This window comes from Janthinobacterium sp. SUN118 (genome assembly GCF_030397695.1).
Classification (GTDB): domain Bacteria; phylum Pseudomonadota; class Gammaproteobacteria; order Burkholderiales; family Burkholderiaceae_D; genus Janthinobacterium.
This window is the reverse complement of the sequence record NZ_JAPUBV010000001.1, coordinates 1,440,755-1,457,670: the sequence shown is the minus strand read 5'-3', so window position 1 is coordinate 1,457,670 and position 16,916 is coordinate 1,440,755. Positions and strand designations below refer to the sequence as shown.

Annotated in this window: 17 protein-coding genes and 3 tRNA genes; 7 read left to right on the top strand and 13 right to left on the bottom strand. The window is 61.7% G+C overall.

The genetic code is table 11. From position 1 onward, the window contains the following. Positions 1–134: 134 nt before the first annotated feature. Genes O0880_RS06610 through O0880_RS06600 form a run of 3 tightly spaced genes read right to left on the bottom strand, consistent with a single transcriptional unit; the run spans position 135 to position 3,936 of the window. Positions 135–1,631 (bottom strand): c-type cytochrome, encoded by a 1,497-nt coding sequence (locus tag O0880_RS06610; protein ID WP_289885688.1) that lies wholly within the window; start codon positions 1,629–1,631, stop codon positions 135–137. Next, positions 1,628–3,286, bottom strand: a complete 1,659-nt coding sequence (locus O0880_RS06605) for a GMC family oxidoreductase (RefSeq protein ID WP_289885686.1) — start codon at positions 3,284–3,286, stop codon at positions 1,628–1,630. Before O0880_RS06605 ends, O0880_RS06610 begins: the two co-directional genes overlap by 4 nt. Beyond that, positions 3,283–3,936: a sugar dehydrogenase complex small subunit gene (locus O0880_RS06600; RefSeq protein WP_289885684.1), complete on the bottom strand. Its 654-nt coding sequence runs from the start codon at positions 3,934–3,936 to the stop codon at positions 3,283–3,285. The genes O0880_RS06605 and O0880_RS06600 overlap by 4 nt, the downstream gene beginning before the upstream one ends. Before the next feature lie 341 nt (positions 3,937–4,277). On the opposite strand from O0880_RS06600, the gene O0880_RS06595 reads away from it, so the two are divergent. The 4 genes from O0880_RS06595 (at position 4,278) to O0880_RS06580 (ending at position 7,677) form a co-directional block, all read left to right on the top strand. Next, complete coding sequence (locus O0880_RS06595; RefSeq protein ID WP_289885682.1) at positions 4,278–4,784, top strand: GNAT family N-acetyltransferase; 507 nt, start codon at positions 4,278–4,280, stop codon at positions 4,782–4,784. Next, positions 4,769–5,512, top strand: coding sequence for an aspartyl/asparaginyl beta-hydroxylase domain-containing protein (locus tag O0880_RS06590; RefSeq protein WP_289885681.1), 744 nt, complete (start codon positions 4,769–4,771; stop codon positions 5,510–5,512). Before O0880_RS06595 ends, O0880_RS06590 begins: the two co-directional genes overlap by 16 nt. Beyond that, complete coding sequence (locus O0880_RS06585; protein ID WP_289885680.1) at positions 5,509–6,513, top strand: hypothetical protein; 1,005 nt, start codon at positions 5,509–5,511, stop codon at positions 6,511–6,513. Before O0880_RS06590 ends, O0880_RS06585 begins: the two co-directional genes overlap by 4 nt. A gap of 192 nt (positions 6,514–6,705) precedes the next feature. After that, positions 6,706–7,677: an alpha/beta hydrolase gene (locus tag O0880_RS06580; protein WP_289885679.1), complete on the top strand. Its 972-nt coding sequence runs from the start codon at positions 6,706–6,708 to the stop codon at positions 7,675–7,677. Positions 7,678–7,758: 81 nt separating this feature from the next. On the opposite strand, the gene O0880_RS06575 is transcribed toward O0880_RS06580, so the two are convergent. The 9 genes from O0880_RS06575 to O0880_RS06535 form a co-directional block, all read right to left on the bottom strand. After that, on the bottom strand, positions 7,759–8,469 hold the full coding sequence (locus tag O0880_RS06575; protein WP_289885678.1) for an alpha/beta hydrolase: 711 nt from the start codon (positions 8,467–8,469) through the stop codon (positions 7,759–7,761). Positions 8,470–8,900: 431 nt separating this feature from the next. Beyond that, a complete protein-coding gene (locus tag O0880_RS06570; protein ID WP_289885677.1) occupies positions 8,901–9,329 on the bottom strand; it encodes a hypothetical protein in 429 nt (142 codons plus the stop codon). Then, positions 9,329–9,751 (bottom strand): hypothetical protein, encoded by a 423-nt coding sequence (locus O0880_RS06565; protein WP_289885675.1) that lies wholly within the window; start codon positions 9,749–9,751, stop codon positions 9,329–9,331. Before O0880_RS06565 ends, O0880_RS06570 begins: the two co-directional genes overlap by 1 nt. Positions 9,752–9,834: 83 nt before the next feature. Then, positions 9,835–10,080, bottom strand: a complete 246-nt coding sequence (locus O0880_RS06560) for a hypothetical protein (RefSeq protein ID WP_289885673.1) — start codon at positions 10,078–10,080, stop codon at positions 9,835–9,837. 330 nt (positions 10,081–10,410) lie between these two features. After that, positions 10,411–10,486: transfer RNA gene (locus O0880_RS06555), tRNA-Asn, on the bottom strand. Between the two features lie 93 nt (positions 10,487–10,579). After that, positions 10,580–10,906 (bottom strand): Dabb family protein, encoded by a 327-nt coding sequence (locus O0880_RS06550; protein ID WP_071322725.1) that lies wholly within the window; start codon positions 10,904–10,906, stop codon positions 10,580–10,582. 122 nt (positions 10,907–11,028) lie between these two features. After that, positions 11,029–11,104 (bottom strand) — tRNA-Asn (locus O0880_RS06545). Positions 11,105–11,238: 134 nt separating this feature from the next. Then, positions 11,239–11,314, bottom strand: a tRNA-Asn gene (locus O0880_RS06540). A gap of 131 nt (positions 11,315–11,445) precedes the next feature. Then, positions 11,446–12,660: an amino acid aminotransferase gene (locus O0880_RS06535; protein WP_289885672.1), complete on the bottom strand. Its 1,215-nt coding sequence runs from the start codon at positions 12,658–12,660 to the stop codon at positions 11,446–11,448. A 111-nt stretch (positions 12,661–12,771) separates the two neighbouring features. Between O0880_RS06535 and uvrB the strand changes: the two genes are divergently transcribed. Then, the gene (gene uvrB / locus O0880_RS06530; protein WP_071322724.1) at positions 12,772–14,859 is read left to right on the top strand and encodes an excinuclease ABC subunit UvrB; all 2,088 of its coding nucleotides are present in this window, start codon (positions 12,772–12,774) and stop codon (positions 14,857–14,859) included. 51 nt (positions 14,860–14,910) lie between these two features. On the opposite strand, the gene O0880_RS06525 is transcribed toward uvrB, so the two are convergent. After that, entirely contained in the window at positions 14,911–15,405 is a 495-nt protein-coding gene (locus O0880_RS06525; RefSeq protein ID WP_289885671.1) for a DUF3224 domain-containing protein, read from the bottom strand. 74 nt (positions 15,406–15,479) lie between these two features. Between O0880_RS06525 and O0880_RS06520 the strand changes: the two genes are divergently transcribed. Both O0880_RS06520 and O0880_RS06515 read left to right on the top strand, forming a co-directional pair. After that, positions 15,480–16,304, top strand: a complete 825-nt coding sequence (locus tag O0880_RS06520; RefSeq protein WP_289885670.1) for a helix-turn-helix domain-containing protein — start codon at positions 15,480–15,482, stop codon at positions 16,302–16,304. A gap of 95 nt (positions 16,305–16,399) precedes the next feature. Then, positions 16,400–16,891 (top strand): MarR family transcriptional regulator, encoded by a 492-nt coding sequence (locus tag O0880_RS06515; RefSeq protein WP_289885669.1) that lies wholly within the window; start codon positions 16,400–16,402, stop codon positions 16,889–16,891. The last annotated feature ends 25 nt before the right edge of the window (positions 16,892–16,916 follow it).

Below are 16,916 nucleotides of genomic sequence, written 5' to 3'. Positions count from 1 at the left end.
GGCGAAAACAATCGCCAGGATCGGGCCAGAATAAAAAATGGCTACGATTGCTCGTAACCATTTTTCAGCCTGCATTTTACTGCAAGTTGCGCCCAACGCTCATATTCCGCGCCGTTTCTCCCCCGCTCCGACGCTCAAGCATTGCGCTGGCGGCGCCGGCGCAGCCACACGAACAGCGCGATCAGCAGCAAGATGCCCACCACGCCGCCCGGCAGCATGAACGGCTGCATGCGCGCCAGCACGGGCTTGTCGCCGCCGCTGCGCGCCTGCGCCACGTAGGCGGGCGTCACCGTCACGTCCGGGTTGCCGTACTGCTTCAGCACGTAGTTGGCGATCGACGCGATCTGCTCATCCGTCAACGGCTGCACGTACGAGCGCCGGTCGAAACGGGGCATGAACGCTTCGTGCTCTTCGCCCTCGATCTTGCGCTCGACGCCGAACAGGATGGCCGACACCAGATTCGCCGGCGTGGCGCCGCCCGTGGCCGTATTGTGGAACAGGGCCGGATAGGCCTGGCCCGTGCTGCCGGCGCCGCTGGCCGAATGGCAGCTGGCGCAATAGCCGGAAAACAGCACGGCGCCGCTGTTCAGCGAATGGTGTTCGGTGGAACTGGCCGTGCCGCGCAGCACGGCTTCCTCGCTGGCCGCGCTGCCGTAGCTGAAGGCGGCCCTGGCCTGCCCCGGCGCGCGCACGGGCGGCACCGTGCGCAGCCACGCGACGATGGCGGCCACGTCGTCGTCGCGCAGGAATTGCAGGCTGTTCTGGATGGCTTCGGCCATGCCGCCCGCCGCCTGGCCCTTGCCTTCCACGTGACCCGTCTTCAGGTAAGCCGTGAGTTCCGCATCCGTCCAGGCGCCGATGCCGCTGACCTTGTCCGACGTGATGTTGGGCGCATGCCAGGAACCGAGCGCAGCGCCGGCCAGGCTCTGGCTGCCCACTTCGGCCATCAGCATATTGCGCGGCGTGTGGCAGGCGCTGCAGTGAGCCAGCCCTTCGGCCAGGTAGGCGCCGCGGTTGATCTGCGCGCTCTTGCCCGGATCGGGCACGAAGCGTTTATTGTTGAGGAACAAGGTATTCCAGCCCAGCATGGACAGGCGCACATTGAACGGGAATGGCAGGGCCGTCTGGCGCGCCGGCTCGTCGACCGGCTGGACGGCCTGCATGAAGTAGTAATACAGGTCGCCCACGTCCGCATCCGTCAGCTGCGCATAGCTGGTGTAGGGCATGGCCGGATACAGGTGGCTGCCGTCGGCCCGCACGCCTTCGCGCAGCGCGCGCGCAAACTCGGCCTCGCTGTAGTGGCCGATGCCGCCTTTTTTCGACGGCGTGATATTCGTCGCGTAAATCGTGCCCAGCGGCGAGTCGATGGCGTAGCCGCCTGCATACGGCTTGCCGCCGGCGGCCGTATGGCACGCCATGCAGTCGGCGGCGATGGCCAGGTAGCGCCCCCGCTCCAGGCGCGCATCGGGGCCGGCTGCAGCGACTGCGGCAGGCGCGGCCGGACGGTCCGGCGTCAGGGTGACGGGCGGCGCCGAGGCCGGCGCGGATGCGGGCACGGCAGCGATGGCGCCGCCGGCCAGCAACGCCAGGCCGAGGACAAAAGAGAGGTGCAGAGGCAGGCGGCGCATCATGTGGCCTCCCTTGCCAGCGTACGGGCGATGTCGTCGGCCGCGCGCAAGCCGAGCGCGGCCATGCTGAGGGTCGTGTTGACAACGCTGGCCGACGGCATGGCGCCGCCGCCGGGCAGCCACAGGTTGGCATGGTCGTGCGCGCGGCAATTGCCGTCGACGACGGAATCGGCGCGGTTCGAACCCATGATCACGCCGCCCATGATGTGGTTATTCGCGTTCAGGCTGCTGGTGATGTTGAACTCGACGGCGCCGAACAGCTTGCCGATGTGCTCGAGCTGCGCGTGCGCGGCCTTGGCGCCATTGCGCACGTAGTCGCCCACGTCGTAATAAATGTCGGGACAGGCCAGGCCCAGCGGGTCCTTGCGCGTCTTGCTCAAGGTCAAGCGATTATGCGCTTCGGGCAAGGGTTCCAGGCTGATCGACAAATCCACGCCGAACGCGGCGCGGCGACGGATCTCGTCGTCGAGGTCCTTGCCCACCAGGCCCAGTTTCAGCGACTGCTGGGTAGCAGGCCCGACCCTGGTGATATTGTTCAGGATCATCTTGTTGGCCGAATACTGCGCGCGGAAGGCGCCGTCGCGCGGCCCCACCAGGCAGCTGCTCTGCGCCGGACCGCGGCCCGTCCAGATCGGCTCATTGGCAAGGAAGGTACAGTGGAAACCGGAATGGTCCATCATGTTGCGGCCCACCTGGTCGGAACTGTTGGCGATGCCGTTCGGATTATTCTGGTTGGCCGCCAGCAGCAGCAAACGCGGCGTCTCGATGCCGTTGCAGGCGATGACGAAGGCCTTGCCCGTCGCCATGTGCGACTGTTTCTTGGCGTCATACCAGTGCACGGCCGTCACGCGGTTGTTCTGGTCCGTGTCGATGCGGTAGACGACGGCCTCGGCCAGCACGCCCGCACCTTTCAGCTCGGCCCGTTCCACGTGGTGGATGCCGTTGTACATGGCGCCGATGGGGCAGATCGGCTGGCAATTATTATTGCCGCAGCAAGTGGGACGGCCCTGCCACGGACGCGTCGAGCGCCCTTGCGGAATCGGCACGGAGCGGTAGCCGTGCGGGTTGACCACTTCGGCGAAGCGCTTGTCGCCATAACCCCAGGGCACCATGTCCATCGGGTACGGCGCGCTGCGTTCGCTGGGCGACTGCAGGGCAGGATCGTTGGGACCGGCCACGCCCATTTCCTGCTCGGCGCGGCAATAGTACGGTTCCAGCTCGTCATAGGAAATGGCCCAGTCGCGCCCTACCCCGTAATCGCTTTTCATGCGCATGTCCGACGGCAGGTGGCGCCAGCACGACGCGGCCCAGTGCCAGGTGGTGCCGCCCACCGTGCGCAGATAGCCCTGCTGGAAACTGCTGCCGCTGGGGCCGGACAATTCCACGTAGTTATTCTTCGGGAAATACAGCGGTGCGGGCGCGTTGTCCGCCTGCGGATACAGGCCCTGGAAATCGGAACCGACGCGGTTCTCGAACGGCATGTTGCGCCAGTTTTCCACGGCTTGCCCCCGCTCGATGCGCAGGCCTGCTTCCAGCATGATCACGGAATGGCCTTGCGCGGCCAGCTGGTCGGCCATCATGGCGCCGACCACGCCGCTACCGACGATGACGACATCGGCGACGACGTCGCCATTACTCTTGAATTGGGGAGATTTCATTTTGCTTGCTTGCCTTTCGGTTCGGGAGTGCCGGTGGTGGCCGGGGCGGGCACGGGTTTCGGCGCCACGGGGGCGGCAACGCGCACGGCCGGCGGCGCCTTCAGCCACCACAGGGGGCCGTAATTGCAATACGTGGGCACCACTTGCCCATCGGCCACCGTGCGGTACATCAGTGCTTCCGCATACGCGACGACGATCGATTGCGTGCCCTGCGCCGCGTTGCCGGCGACGGTGCCCGTGTACCAGGCGGCGACGATGGCCAGCGCCAGCTCGCGCAGCCCAGAATCGGCGGCAGTGGCGGCGGCCAGCAGGGTTTTCGCTTCCTGGTCCGTGACGAGCAGCGCGCCCAGGCGCGGCAAACGGTCGGCAAAGCCGGGCACATTCGTGCGCATGGCTTGCTCGATGCGCGCCGCCGTGCCGGCGGATAAATCGCGATGCCCGGTGATCGTCTGCGACAGCGTGTAGAACAGCATGCTGCCCGGCGCCAGGCCGGCGGCAGGCGCGCTGGCCGGCGCCGGCATGGCGGACAATGGATTGCTCCAGAACCCGGCCTGCGCCAATAAGGCGGCCAGGCCGATCAGGGCGTGGCGACGGCTGATTCTGGAAATGGAGGGGGATGCTGCAGATGGTTCGCTGCCTGGATGGTTCATGAGACGAGACTCCCGCAAGACTTGTTGTTTTGTTGACTTGGATGGTTGCGTTAAATCACATTTGAGCAAATGCAATTCGTCTCGTCATTATCCTACATAAGTAAATTGTTTGCCAATGTAGTATTACTACCGGGAGCTAGCCTCGACGCTTCGCGCAACAATCACGGCGCTTGGCGCAGACGCCGCATCGACCTCATGCACGGCGCCGCAGCATGGCAGGGATACGGACGGAATGCAGGCTGCGTCCTTGAAATGATTGCAAGTCCGCTTAAAACTTGGCAGCATAGCAAAGATATACGCCTGTTAATGTGTAGCACTCGCAAGAACATACCGGAGCATCGATGCACACCCTGCCGTTTTCCGCCCTCGCCAGCTTGCCCGCCCCGTATCGATTGCGCGCCCAGCGCGACGATGACGATGACTTTGCCGCCGCGCTATACGGTTCCACGCGCGACGACCTGCGCCAGATGCCGGCCGCCCCCGCCCTGATCGAGCAACTGATCGCCATGCAGCGCACCATGCAAAGCCACGGTTATCGCCAGACGTATCCGCAAGCCGTCTACCTGGTGCTGGAACATGGCGACAGGCCCATCGGCCGCCTGATCATCGAGCAACAGGGCGACGTGCTGCACCTGATCGATATCGCCATCGTGCCCGCGGCGCGCGGCCACGGTGCCGGCAGCGCCGTGCTGCGCGGCCTGCAGGCGCAAGCCGCGCAGCACCGGCTGCACATCCACCTTGCCGTCAACAAAAGCAACGCCGCCGCGCGCAAGCTGTACCAGCAGCTGGGCTTTCACCTGCGCGGTGAAAACGAGGTGCAGGAACAGCTGGCATGGAGCGCGCAATAATGGCGGCCGCGAACACGCCGGGCGCGCCCAGCACCTGGCTGCGCCTGCCCCTGTCCTTCGACGTGGCGCGCCTGCAAGGCGACAGCGACCAGTTCGCCGCGGCTGAATGGATCAGCCATTTCAATACGGACGCCTATGACAAGGGCTGGAGCTGCGTGCCGCTGCGCTCGGCAGGCGGCGAGGCGCGCCACATCATGCCCATCGATGGCGTCGCGTACGCCGCCACGCCGCAGCTGGCGCGCTGCCCCTATCTGCAGGACGTGCTGGGCAGCTTTGCCTGCGACATCAGCGCCGCGCGCCTGATGGCGCTGGCGCCTGGGGCCGCCATCCACGCCCACCGCGACGCCAAAACGGCGCTGCAGGACGGCCTCACGCGCATCCACATCCCCATCCACACCTCGCCGCAAGTGCTGTTCAGCATTGATGGCGAAAGCGTGCACTTCACGGCAGGCCACGCCTGGTACATGGATGCCAGCTGCCTGCACGCCGTACACAACGGCGGTGCGACGCCACGCATCCATCTGGTCATCGACTGCATCACCAACGCCTGGCTGACGGCCCTGTTCGCCGAAGCGGGCTTCGTGCCGAAGGCGGCCGCCAAATATGGCGATCCCAACATCAACGATGGCAATGTGCGCGATGTCATCGCCCGCCTGCGCGAGGCCGCTACGCCCGTCACCCTGGCGCTGGCCGGCAAACTGGCGGTACTGGCCGGCATGGCCGCATGAGCGTCCAGTACGGCCTAGCCGGCCAGGAGCGCCTGCTGGCCAGGGGTGCGGCGGTGGCATGGCATGCAGGCATGGACTTGCGCGGCTGGTATCCCCTGTCCGTGGAGCGCGACGCGCAGAGCGGCGACGCATCCGTCTGCTGGCGCGACCTGGGCCGGCAGCGCTTCAGCGATGCTTTCTTTGTCAACACCCTGGCGCGCCAGCCGACCGCAGAGCGCCGCGTGTGCCGCACGCCCCTGGCGGCGCTGGCCAGCCTCGACGATTGCCTGGCGCCCGACGCCTTCATCTTCCACGTCTCGCGCTGCGGCTCGACCCTGCTGACCCAGCTGCTGGCAGCGTTGCCACAGTGCATAGTGATGTCGGAGCCGCCCATCGTCGACTCGCTGCTGCGCCGGCATCACGATGGCGCGGACGCCACGGACACCATCACCCTGCTGCGCCAGGCCATGCTGGCGCTGGGCCAGCGCCGCAATGGCGACGAAACGCACTGCTTCATCAAATTCGATTGCTGGCATATCCACAGCCTGGCCCTGTTGCGGCAAGCGTTTCCCGCCACGCCCTGCCTGTTCCTGTACCGTGAGCCGCAAGCGGTGCTGGCCTCGCACCAGCGCCAGCGGGGACCGCAGATGGTGCCCGGCATGCTGCATCCGGCACAGCTGCCGCTGCCCGCCCACCAGCTGGCGCCGGGCGACCTCGATGGCTATGCGGGCCTGGTGCTGTCCGGCCTGTTTACCGCCGCCCAGCCGCACGCGGCCGCCGGCCAGCTGCATTTAATTAACTACAGTCAATTGCCTGGCATCGTGTTCAGCGACTTGCTGTCGCGTTTCGGCATCGCCCCCACGGCGGCGCAGCTGCAGGCCATGCGCGAGCGTGGCGGCGTGCATGCCAAATATGGCACGGCCTACCATGGTGATCCGCACGCGCCGGCCGACGACAGCCTGGCGGACATCGCGGCCCGGCTGCAGCCCGGTTATCGGGCACTGGAAGCGCTGCGCCTCTGACTTGCGCAACGTCACGACGCAAGCCCCTGATTTTTATGCATGTCATTTTCTGAGAAGGAGATTTTTCGAAGCACCCGATGGAGACCATGCCAGGCTGATGGGTCTGGCGTGCGATAGGAAATTACTCAAATGCGGCGTGGTATGCGCCGACGTGACCAACCTGAAACTGATCTTTCAACCATGATAAAAAAAATGACATTGGTAGTTTTCCTTGCAGCCCTCATCCCATTTTATGGATGCAAGGCGCAAACGACAGCAGACGCGAAACCCGCCTCCGCTGAAGTCACCACCACCCTGACACCCGACATTGGCGGAATAAAACAGCTTGTGGAAATCAAGACGGATGACGCCAGCAAACCCGTGCTCCTGTTTTTATCGGGCGGCCCGGGAAGCTCCATGATCAAGGGCGCGGATACCTTTAGCAAGCTCCTGAAAAGCAGATTTACCATCGTCCAATGGGACCAGCGCGACGCCGGCAAAACATTGCAACTGAATCCCTCGCCAACACAACCGTCCGTCGGACAGATGGAACAGGACACGTATCAAGTCATACAGTTCCTGAGGAAGCAATTAAAGCAGGAAAAAATATACTTGCTGGGCAGCTCCTGGGGCAACGTCCTGGGTTTTTATATCGTCAAGCATCACCCGGAACTGCTGCATGCCTATTTCGCCTCGAATCCTGTCGTCAGCCAGCTGGAAAGCGAGAAAGAATTGCTGAAAGCCTTGAAAGAGCATTTCAAGGACAATGCCCTCGCCAGCCAGGAATTGAACAGCGTCAACATTCCCTTTGAAAATGACGAAGGCATGTTTTATTTAAGGAAATGGCTTTTTTACAAGGATGGCAAGGCATTCGCGACCAGCGCGGGTTTCAAGACGGGCTTTCTGCAATGGTCGAAAACCTGGTCGCCCGTGTGGAACGAGGTCATGAACATTGACCTGCCCAAGACCTTGAAGAGCGTTGACTGCCCCGTGTATTTCTTCGTCGGCAAAAACGATATCCAGACCTCGACCAGGATCACGCAAGCGTATTTCGAGACATTGAAGGCGCCCAAGAAGGGGCTATTTTTCTTTGACCATTCCGGCCATCAAATTCACCAGGATGAGCCTGTAAAGTTTCAGGAAGCCATCCTCAAGACCTTGGATACGGCGGCCAATTCCGGATAAACACCCGGGGTCAGCAACCGGCCCCGGTGCTGGCCCTGAGGCCATTTTCCGGAGCCGGTGCCTGGCGCTGGCGCTTCCGACTTACTCCTCGGCAATGCCCGCAACGGCCTTCCTGATCAGTGACGCCACCGCATCCGCTTGGGAAATGTAGACGGCGTGGCTGGCTGGGACGTCGACCACGGCCGAACCCGCGCGCCGGGCCATATCGCGCTGCATCGCCGGTGCAATCATCCTGTCCTCGGTGGCGACCAGGTACCAGCTGGGTTTGCTCCTCCACGCTGGCACCGCCACCACCCCGGTCAATGCGGCCATCCCCCAGGGCACTTGCGATGCCGCCATGAAGCTGGCCTTGTCCCTGGGCACATCGGCCGCGAACGCTGCCGCAAACTTTTTCTGGTCGAGCAGGAGGAAACCGTCGCGTGGCGGCAGGATGGGCGGCGACGGCGCGCCGGGCGGGGCATGTTGAAGCAGCGCGTCGACGGACTCGCCCTGATCCGGCACGAACGCCGCGATGTAGACCAATGCCTTGACCTTGGCATCGTTGCCCGCTTCCGTGACGACGGCGCCGCCATAGGAATGGCCAACGAGGATCACGGCGCCGGGCGCCGCGGCAATGACCCGCCTGGTGGCGGCAACATCGTCTGCCAGCGAGATCGTTGGATTCTGCACGATGGACACGCGACAACCCGCTGCACGCAGTGCCCCGTAGACGCCTTCCCAGCCCGATCCATCGACAAAGCCACCATGCACGAGCACGATCGTTGCCGATCCGGCACTTGCCATGTCATCCATGTCAGCCTCCCCAGGAAGTTGCAATGCAGGCGATGACAGACGTGCCGGCGCCCCGATTCCTCAAGCTTAGTCGCGGATGCCTGGCGCACTGTGCGATGGATCAAGAGTCGGCGCGCAAGGCCCGCCATGCGCCCGCAAACGGGCCCTGAAATGCAAAAAGCCCAACCGGTGAAGGCTGGGCTTTCTGCTGCTGCATGTTCTGGCTCCCCGACCTGGACTCGAACCAGGGACCTGCGGATTAACAAGTCGGAACTCCGCATGATCATCCTAGGGCAACAAGCCAAGGTCAACTTCCGAAGGACGCGGACCAGCGCTACCAACAACAGTGAACCGAAAACTACATGACAGGCATAAAAAGTTAACGAATAAACTCGTCGACGACAACCATCCCCTTGCTAACAAGCGCGAACCGCAGTCCCTCCAATCATCTGTTATATATCATTGCCCGTTTGGATACCTGAGCTACCAATAAAATAAAAGTCTCGGTTAATGCAAGCTCGTTCAAGTTGCCCCATATTAGCCGGCTCTATTCTGTACAATGGCATATCTTGAAATACTCTACTACGTAGGCCGACGTAGCGTGAAGATTTTTTAAAAGCCACTAGTTTAAAATAGAACGTCCCGTTTTTAGCCGCATTCACGATGTAAGCTCGTCCATTTTCCGATCGTTTCAATTCAAGCTCAAGAACTTGCTCACCTTGTCTGGCCCGAAATTTGAAAATCTGATCCACTACACCTGCTTGAGTAGACGCCTCCACAACAAAAAGTCCAGGCGAATAGTAATCATTTGGCAACTCATCCGCAAAGACGAATTGCTCAGGGTCGTCGGGACTACGACACAAATAAAATACTGAATTCATTAAATTCTTTTGCGATGAACTTTCGCTCCATTAAGCAACGCTTGGGCTTTTGAATTTTCAAATTTATATTGATCCGCATCAACACGTGTAGTACCAACAATCGGTGACCATACCAAATTACCTTTAAATGTATGGGTTCGCGTGGTATTTGCTTTACGAATTTCATCTCTGTGCTTGAGGGCATCTATACGCGAAAGTAATAATGGCTCCAACCCAAAGAAGTCATCCTCCTCAACCTCAATATGTACGACCGCCCCCTGGAGTCCGTGTCGATTCGCTGCCCAAGATTTTGCCACCCATAAGTGTTCTCCTGTATAGAACCCCATTCCAAGCTCGCCTCCTCCGATGGTGACATCAACCTTTCCTGCAACTAGCTCCTCGGCTGTCGTGAAAAAAGTTCCATGATAACAGTCTATTGCCATAATGAGATGTGAGATTCAAGTCGTTCGCTTCCAGTCAGATATCAAGGCAAGAAAAGAAACACCTGATATCATATTTATTTCCGTTACTCAAGTAAAACAAAGACATCAAACTGATCCGCATCATCAGATGTCAGAATAGGATGTACGCTACTTACGGCAAATATAGCTGCCTGAGCCAGATCAGAACCATAAGAAAGCGTCACAGTACTTCCCACCTGAGGAATATATGGATTTGCCTCATATTCCCGCTTACCGAAATCAAACCCAATAGGTATGCCAAACGTGTTTCCTGCAGGACCAGCAAAAGAATATCCAACTATCGTTTTCATTTAATCGCTCCGAATTTAATCAACATCAACAATGTCATTGTGGCATGATAATTAAATAATCGCAAGCAACTGAAATCTCCATGCAAAATACAACTTACACTAAGTATTATTGATCATTCAGCACCCTCCCTCCAGCACCAATATTCGCACCAGTTGCCCAGTGCTTTACCCAGCATCAACACTCTTGCCTGTTGCCACATTGTGTCCACGAGACGCAACCGCAGGGGTGCACCCAACGGCCCCACCTCGGCCCGCCATGCGCCCGCAAACGGGCCCTGAAATGCAAAAAGCCCAACCGTTCAAGGCTGGGCTTTCTGCTGCTGCATGTTCTGGCTCCCCGACCTGGACTCGAACCAGGGACCTGCGGATTAACAGTCCGTCGCTCTACCAACTGAGCTATCAGGGAAAAGAGGCCGCATTCTATAGGGCAAACTCCCGCATGTCTAGATTTCCCCTGCGAAAATGTCCATTTTTTCTCGCCCAGGGCCATGGACGCCGTTCAGCCGGGATTTTCCTGCGCGATATAGTCAACCACCAGCACCCGCCCCAGCCATGGCTTGAGCAGCTCGACGAAGGCCAGGTGCGCGGGATGCGTCAGGTAGGCGTCGCGCGCGGCCGGCCCTTCAAAAGTCAGCGTGAAACAATCGGTATAGCCATCGTCGAGGCCTTCCGGGCTGACATTCGCCCCCCATTCGAATTGCCGCACGCCAGGTATGCGGTGTTTCAGCTGCGAAAACTCATAGATGAGCTCAGCATGCTTGGCAGGCGTGATGGCATCGAGGAAGTCGCACAGGACGATATGGCGCAAGGCAGAGGTACAAGTCATGGGATGGCGCTCCTGAAGTGATGCACTCAGGATAGCGCAAAACGCGCAAACGCACCGGAAGGCCCTGCCGCCGGGGCGCAAAACAAAAAAGGCCATGTTTTTCAACATGGCCTTCCGAATTCTGGCTCCCCGACCTGGACTCGAACCAGGGACCTGCGGATTAACAGTCCGTCGCTCTACCAACTGAGCTATCAGGGAAAAGAGGCCGTATTATATAGGGCAACCATGCAGCTGTCTAGATTCCCATAGGGAAATTCTTATCTTGCCGTCATGCCCGCTCCTGTAGCGGAAAACAAAAAAGGCCACGTTTTTCAACGTGGCCTTCCGAATTCTGGCTCCCCGACCTGGACTCGAACCAGGGACCTGCGGATTAACAGTCCGTCGCTCTACCAACTGAGCTATCAGGGAAAAGAGGCAATATTATATGTCGCCTGCTCCATATTTGCAAGACCGAGACTGCACCTTGCTGAATACGGTTACTGCCGACTTTCTACCGCCATCAGCGCCGCACTTGCATGCAGCGCCGAAGAAGCAATATCTTAAAGCACTTTAGCGATCGCGTCAATGACGATGTCGATATTGCGCGAATTCAACGCTGCCACGCAGATACGGCCCGTGTCGACGGCGTAGATCGATTGCTCGCGCAACGACGCCACTTGTTCCTTGCTCAGGCCCGAGTACGAGAACATGCCGATTTGCTGGCGCACGAATTCGAAATCGTGGCCTGGCGCCTTGGCCTTCAGCTTTTCCACGAAGGCATTGCGCATTTCGCGGATGCGCACGCGCATGCCGGCCAGTTCCTCTTCCCACAGCTGGCGCAGTTCCGGCGTGGCCAGCACGGTGGCGACCACCTTGCCGCCGTGCGTAGGCGGGTTCGAGTAGTTGGTGCGCACGACGCGCTTCAGTTGCGACAGCAGGCGTGCCGCTTCGTCGGCGCTCGAGGCGACGACGCTGAGGGCGCCCACGCGCTCGCCGTACAGCGAGAACGACTTCGAGAACGAGTTCGACACCAGCAGCGGGCCGCCGGCGTCGGCAAAGCGGCGCACCACGGCGCCGTCTTCGGCGATGCCGTTGGCAAAGCCTTGATAGGCCATGTCGAGGAACGGCACCAGGCCGCGCGACGTGACGATGGCGATGATCTGATCCCACTGGGCAACGCTGAGGTCGGCGCCGGTCGGGTTGTGGCAGCAGGCGTGCAGCACGACGATGGAGCCGGCTGGCATGGCGTTCAGGCTGGCCAGCATGCCGTCGAAGTTCACGCCGTGGGTGGCGGCATCGTAGTACGCGTAGTTATTCACGACGAAACCGGCGTTCTCGAACAGCGCGCGGTGGTTTTCCCAGCTCGGGTCGCTGATGTAGACCTGGGCACCCGGCGCAAAGCGCTGCAGGAAGTCGGCACCGATCTTCAGTGCGCCCGTGCCGCCGATGGCTTGCACGGTGACGGCGCGGCGCTCTTGAATTACGGCGCTGTCGGCGCCAAATACCAGCTCTTGCACCGCCTTGTCGTAGGCAGCCAGGCCTTCGATCGGCAAATACGTGCGTGGCGCCGCCTGTTCGATCAGGATGGCTTCCGCCTTGCGTACGCAAGCTAACAGAGGCACCTTGCCGTTGTCGTCATAATAGACGCCAACGCCCAGATTGATTTTGGCGGGATTCTGGTCCGCGTTAAATGCTTCGGTGATGCCCAGGATCGGGTCGCGTGGGGCCATCTCGATGGCGCTAAACAGACTGGCAGAAACAGTTGGGTTCGTCATGATAAGATTGGATTCGATTGGAAGCAGGTTCACAGCGGAGTTGTAGACAGCGCCCCGAATACAACGCCAGGGCCGCCAGCAGAGCACTATTCTAACAAAGGTCTGATTCACATGCCCGAATTATCTACCGCCAGCGAGGCGGAAAGCGCAATTATCTCTTTCCCGGACTCCCCCTTCAAGCTGCACCAGCCCTTCCCTCCGGCCGGTGACCAGCCAGCGGCGATCGCCCAGCTTTCCGAGGGCATCGCCGATGGCCTAGCCTTCCAGACCCTGCTGGGCGTGACCGGTTCGGGCAAGACCTACACCATGGCCAACGTCATCGCGCGCATGGGCCGGCCGGCCATCGTCTTCGCGCCGAACAAGACCCTGGCGGCGCAGCTGTACAGCGAGTTCCGCGACTTTTTCCCGCAGAACGCCGTCGAATACTTCGTCAGCTACTACGATTACTACCAGCCGGAAGCCTACGTGCCGCAGCGCGACCTGTTCATCGAGAAGGACTCGTCGATCAACGAGCATATCGAGCAGATGCGTCTGTCGTGCACGAAGTCGCTGATGGAACGGCGCGACGTCATCATCGTCGCCACCGTCTCGGCCATCTACGGTATCGGTAACCCGAACGAATACCACCAGATGATCCTGACCCTGCGCGTGAAGGACAAGGTCGCCCAGCGCGACGTCATCGCGCGCCTGATCCAGATGCAGTACACGCGCAACGAGGTCGATTTCGGCCGCGGCACCTTTCGCGTGCGCGGCGACACCATCGACATCTTCCCCGCCGAGCATGCGGAGCTGGCCGTGCGCCTGGAAATGTTTGACGACGAGATCGAATCGATCCAGCTGTTCGACCCGCTGACGGGCCGCGTGCGGCAGAAAATCCCGCGCTTCACCGTGTATCCTGGCTCGCACTACGTGACGCCCCGCTCCACCGTGCTGCGCGCCGTCGAGACCATCAAGGACGAGCTGCGCGAACGCCTGGAATTCTTCCGCAAGGAAAATAAACTGATCGAGGAGCAGCGGCTGGAACAGCGCACGCGCTTCGACCTGGAAATGATGGCGGAAATCGGTTTCACCAAGGGCATCGAGAACTACTCGCGCCACCTGTCCGGCGCGCTGCCGGGCGAACCGCCGCCCACCCTGGTCGACTACCTGCCGCCCGACGCCCTGATGTTCCTCGACGAATCGCACGTGCTGACGGGCCAGCTGAGCGCCATGTACAACGGCGACCGCTCGCGCAAGACCAACCTGGTCGACTACGGCTTCCGCCTGCCGTCGGCGCTCGACAACCGGCCCTTGAAATTCGAGGAATTCGAACAGAAGATGCGCCAGACGGTATTCGTCTCGGCCACGCCGGCCGAATACGAAAAGAACCACTCCGACCAGGTGGTCGAGCAGGTGGTGCGCCCGACCGGCCTGGTCGACCCGCAAATCATCGTGCGCCCCGCCAGCACGCAGGTGGACGACCTGATGTCGGAAATCGTCGAGCGCATCAAGAAGGACGAGCGCGTGCTGGTGACCACGCTCACCAAGCGCATGTCGGAGCAATTGACGGAATACCTGGGCGACCACGGCATCAAGGTGCGCTATCTGCACAGCGATATCGAGACGGTGGAGCGCGTGGAAATCCTGCGTGACCTGCGCCTGGGCACGTTCGACGTGCTGGTGGGGATCAACCTGCTGCGCGAAGGCCTGGACTTGCCGGAAGTGTCGCTGGTGGCCATCCTCGACGCGGACAAGGAAGGCTTCTTGCGTTCCGAACGCAGCCTGATCCAGACCATCGGCCGCGCCGCGCGCAACCTGAACGGCACGGCGATCCTGTACGGCGACCGCATCACGGACTCCATGCGCCGCGCCATCGACGAGACGGAGCGCCGCCGCGCCAAGCAGATCGCCTTCAATACGGCCAACAACATCGTGCCGATCGGCGTGAAGAAATCGATCCGCGAAATGATCGACGGCGTCTACAGCCCGCAGGAAGCGCGCGAAACCCTGCAGGTGGCGCAGGAAGCGGCGAAGTTCGAAGCCATGAGCGAAAAGCAGGTCAGCAAGGAAATCAAGCGCCTGGAAAAACTGATGGTCGACCACGCCAAGAACCTGGAGTTCGAAAAGGCGGCGCAGGTGCGCGACCAGCTGCACGTCCTCAAGCAGCAGCTGTTCGGCGCCCCCGGCACCGACAACGTGGCGTCGATCCTGGGCAAATAAGCGCGCCCACGCCATTGCGGGCAGGGCACCGTCCGGCACCCTGCCTGGCGCCTACTCCGGCAGCGTATAGTCGATGTCGTAGAAATGCTGGCCGTTCTCGATACGGATGGCCAGCGTGCCGCTGATGCCTGTCAATTGGCCCGTGCCGGAATGCGGCACGATCACGATGGCCAGCTGCTGCTTGCCGTCGGCCATGGTGCCCGCATGCTGCGCCACGAAGCTGCCCTCCCTGCCCTGCAGCACGCCCGCGATGGCTTCCATGGCGACATAGCCGGCCGCGCCTTTGGTGTCGGTCACGGCGTTGAGCATCTCGCCCGTGGCCGTGGCGACCAGGTCGCCCGCATACACTTTGTCGAGCAATACCCTTCCCAGCGTCGTGCGCCCTGAGCGCTGCGGCGCCACGGCGGGCGCCATGGTGATGCTGAAACTTCCCGTTGCGTGCGCGTGCATGCGATGATCTCCCCCTGTAGACGAGGCGGCGCCGGCTGGCGCCACCGATAGACAACATGCGGCCAGCATCAGGCCCGACCAGCTGTACGATTTCATGATCCTCTTTCGATGATTGCGAGAAGACCAGCTTAGCGCCGCGCAGGAGACAAATATTGGATAAAGCCGACAGCATGCGCAATCTGCTCGCAGGACAGGGGCTGGCGCCGAAAGGCATCGTCGACCCGCAGGCGGCGGCGCGCCGCATACGCCTGGCGACCTATCCGCCGGCCGCCGCGCTGGCGCCCTTCGTCGATTATTTCTGGCTCGTGGAATGGGACATGCGGGACCGCGCGCCGGAAACGCAGCGCGTGCTGCCCTACCCGAATGCCCACCTGGTGTTCGAGGCGGGCCGTACGGCCATCCATGGCGTGGTGCGCGGCGCCTTCGAGCGGCCATTGAGCGGTGCGGGCAAGGTATTGGGCGTGCGCTTCACGCCGGGCGGCCTGCGCCCCTTCATCGCCCGGCCTTTGTCGTCGTTCACCGACACGACCATCGCCGCCGATGCGCTGCTGGGCATGCCGGCGGAAGAAGCCGAAGCGCAGGTGCTGCGGCAGGCCGACGATACGGCCATGGTGGCGCAGGCACAGGCGCTGCTGCTGGCAAGGCTGCCGCCGGTCGATGACGCCGCCCTGCTGGCCGGCCGCCTGAGCGCCGCAGCGGCAGCCCGCCATGGCCCGGCCAGCGTCGCACAGCTCTGCGCGAACATGGCCATCGGCGAACGGCAGCTGCAGCGCCTGTTTGCCAATTACGTGGGCGTGCCGCCGAAATGGGTGATCCAGCGCTATCGCCTGCAGGAGGCAATCTGGCGCCTGGCGCAGCCCGATGCGCCCGACCTGGCCAGCCTGGCCCAGGCACTGGGTTTCTTCGACCAGGCCCATTTCAGCCGCAAATTTGCACAGCTGATGGGCAGCACGCCGCTCGACTATCGCCGCTCGCAGCAGCCCCAGTCCGCCTAGCGGCCCATCGGGCGCAAGCCATGTCCAAAAAAACAGCCGGGCCGCACCTTGAACAATTACTTTACTACTTATATAAGCACTGATATTGTTACCACATGAAATCCTCTCTCGGCACCCAATTACGCCACCTGATCGAATTGCTGGACGGCGCCGTCGGCGCCGCCTATGACGAGGCGGGCCTGCGCTACCGTCCCCGCTACACGCCCGTGATGCGCGTGCTGATGGCGCAGGACGCGGCCAGCATCGGCGCCATCGCCGCCGCCGCCGGCATCACGCAGCCGGCCGCCACGCAAACGGTGGCGCTGATGATCAAGGAGGGCCTCGTTTCGGCGACGGCCAGCGATCAGGATGGGCGACAGAAACTGATACAGCTGACGGAGCAGGGGCGCGCCATGCTGCCGGCGATCCAGCGCTGCTGGCAAGCCACGGCAGGCGCCGCCGCCAGCCTCGACGCCGACTTGCCGTATCCCTTGTCAAAGGTGCTGCAACAGGCGGTCGCGGCGCTGGAAAGCAAACCGTTCGGCGCGCGCATCCGCGATGCTGCCGTGCGCGCCGAGGACGGCATCGAAAGCCGCAAGACCAGATAGTCGCGCCCCACTTTGCTGCACTCAC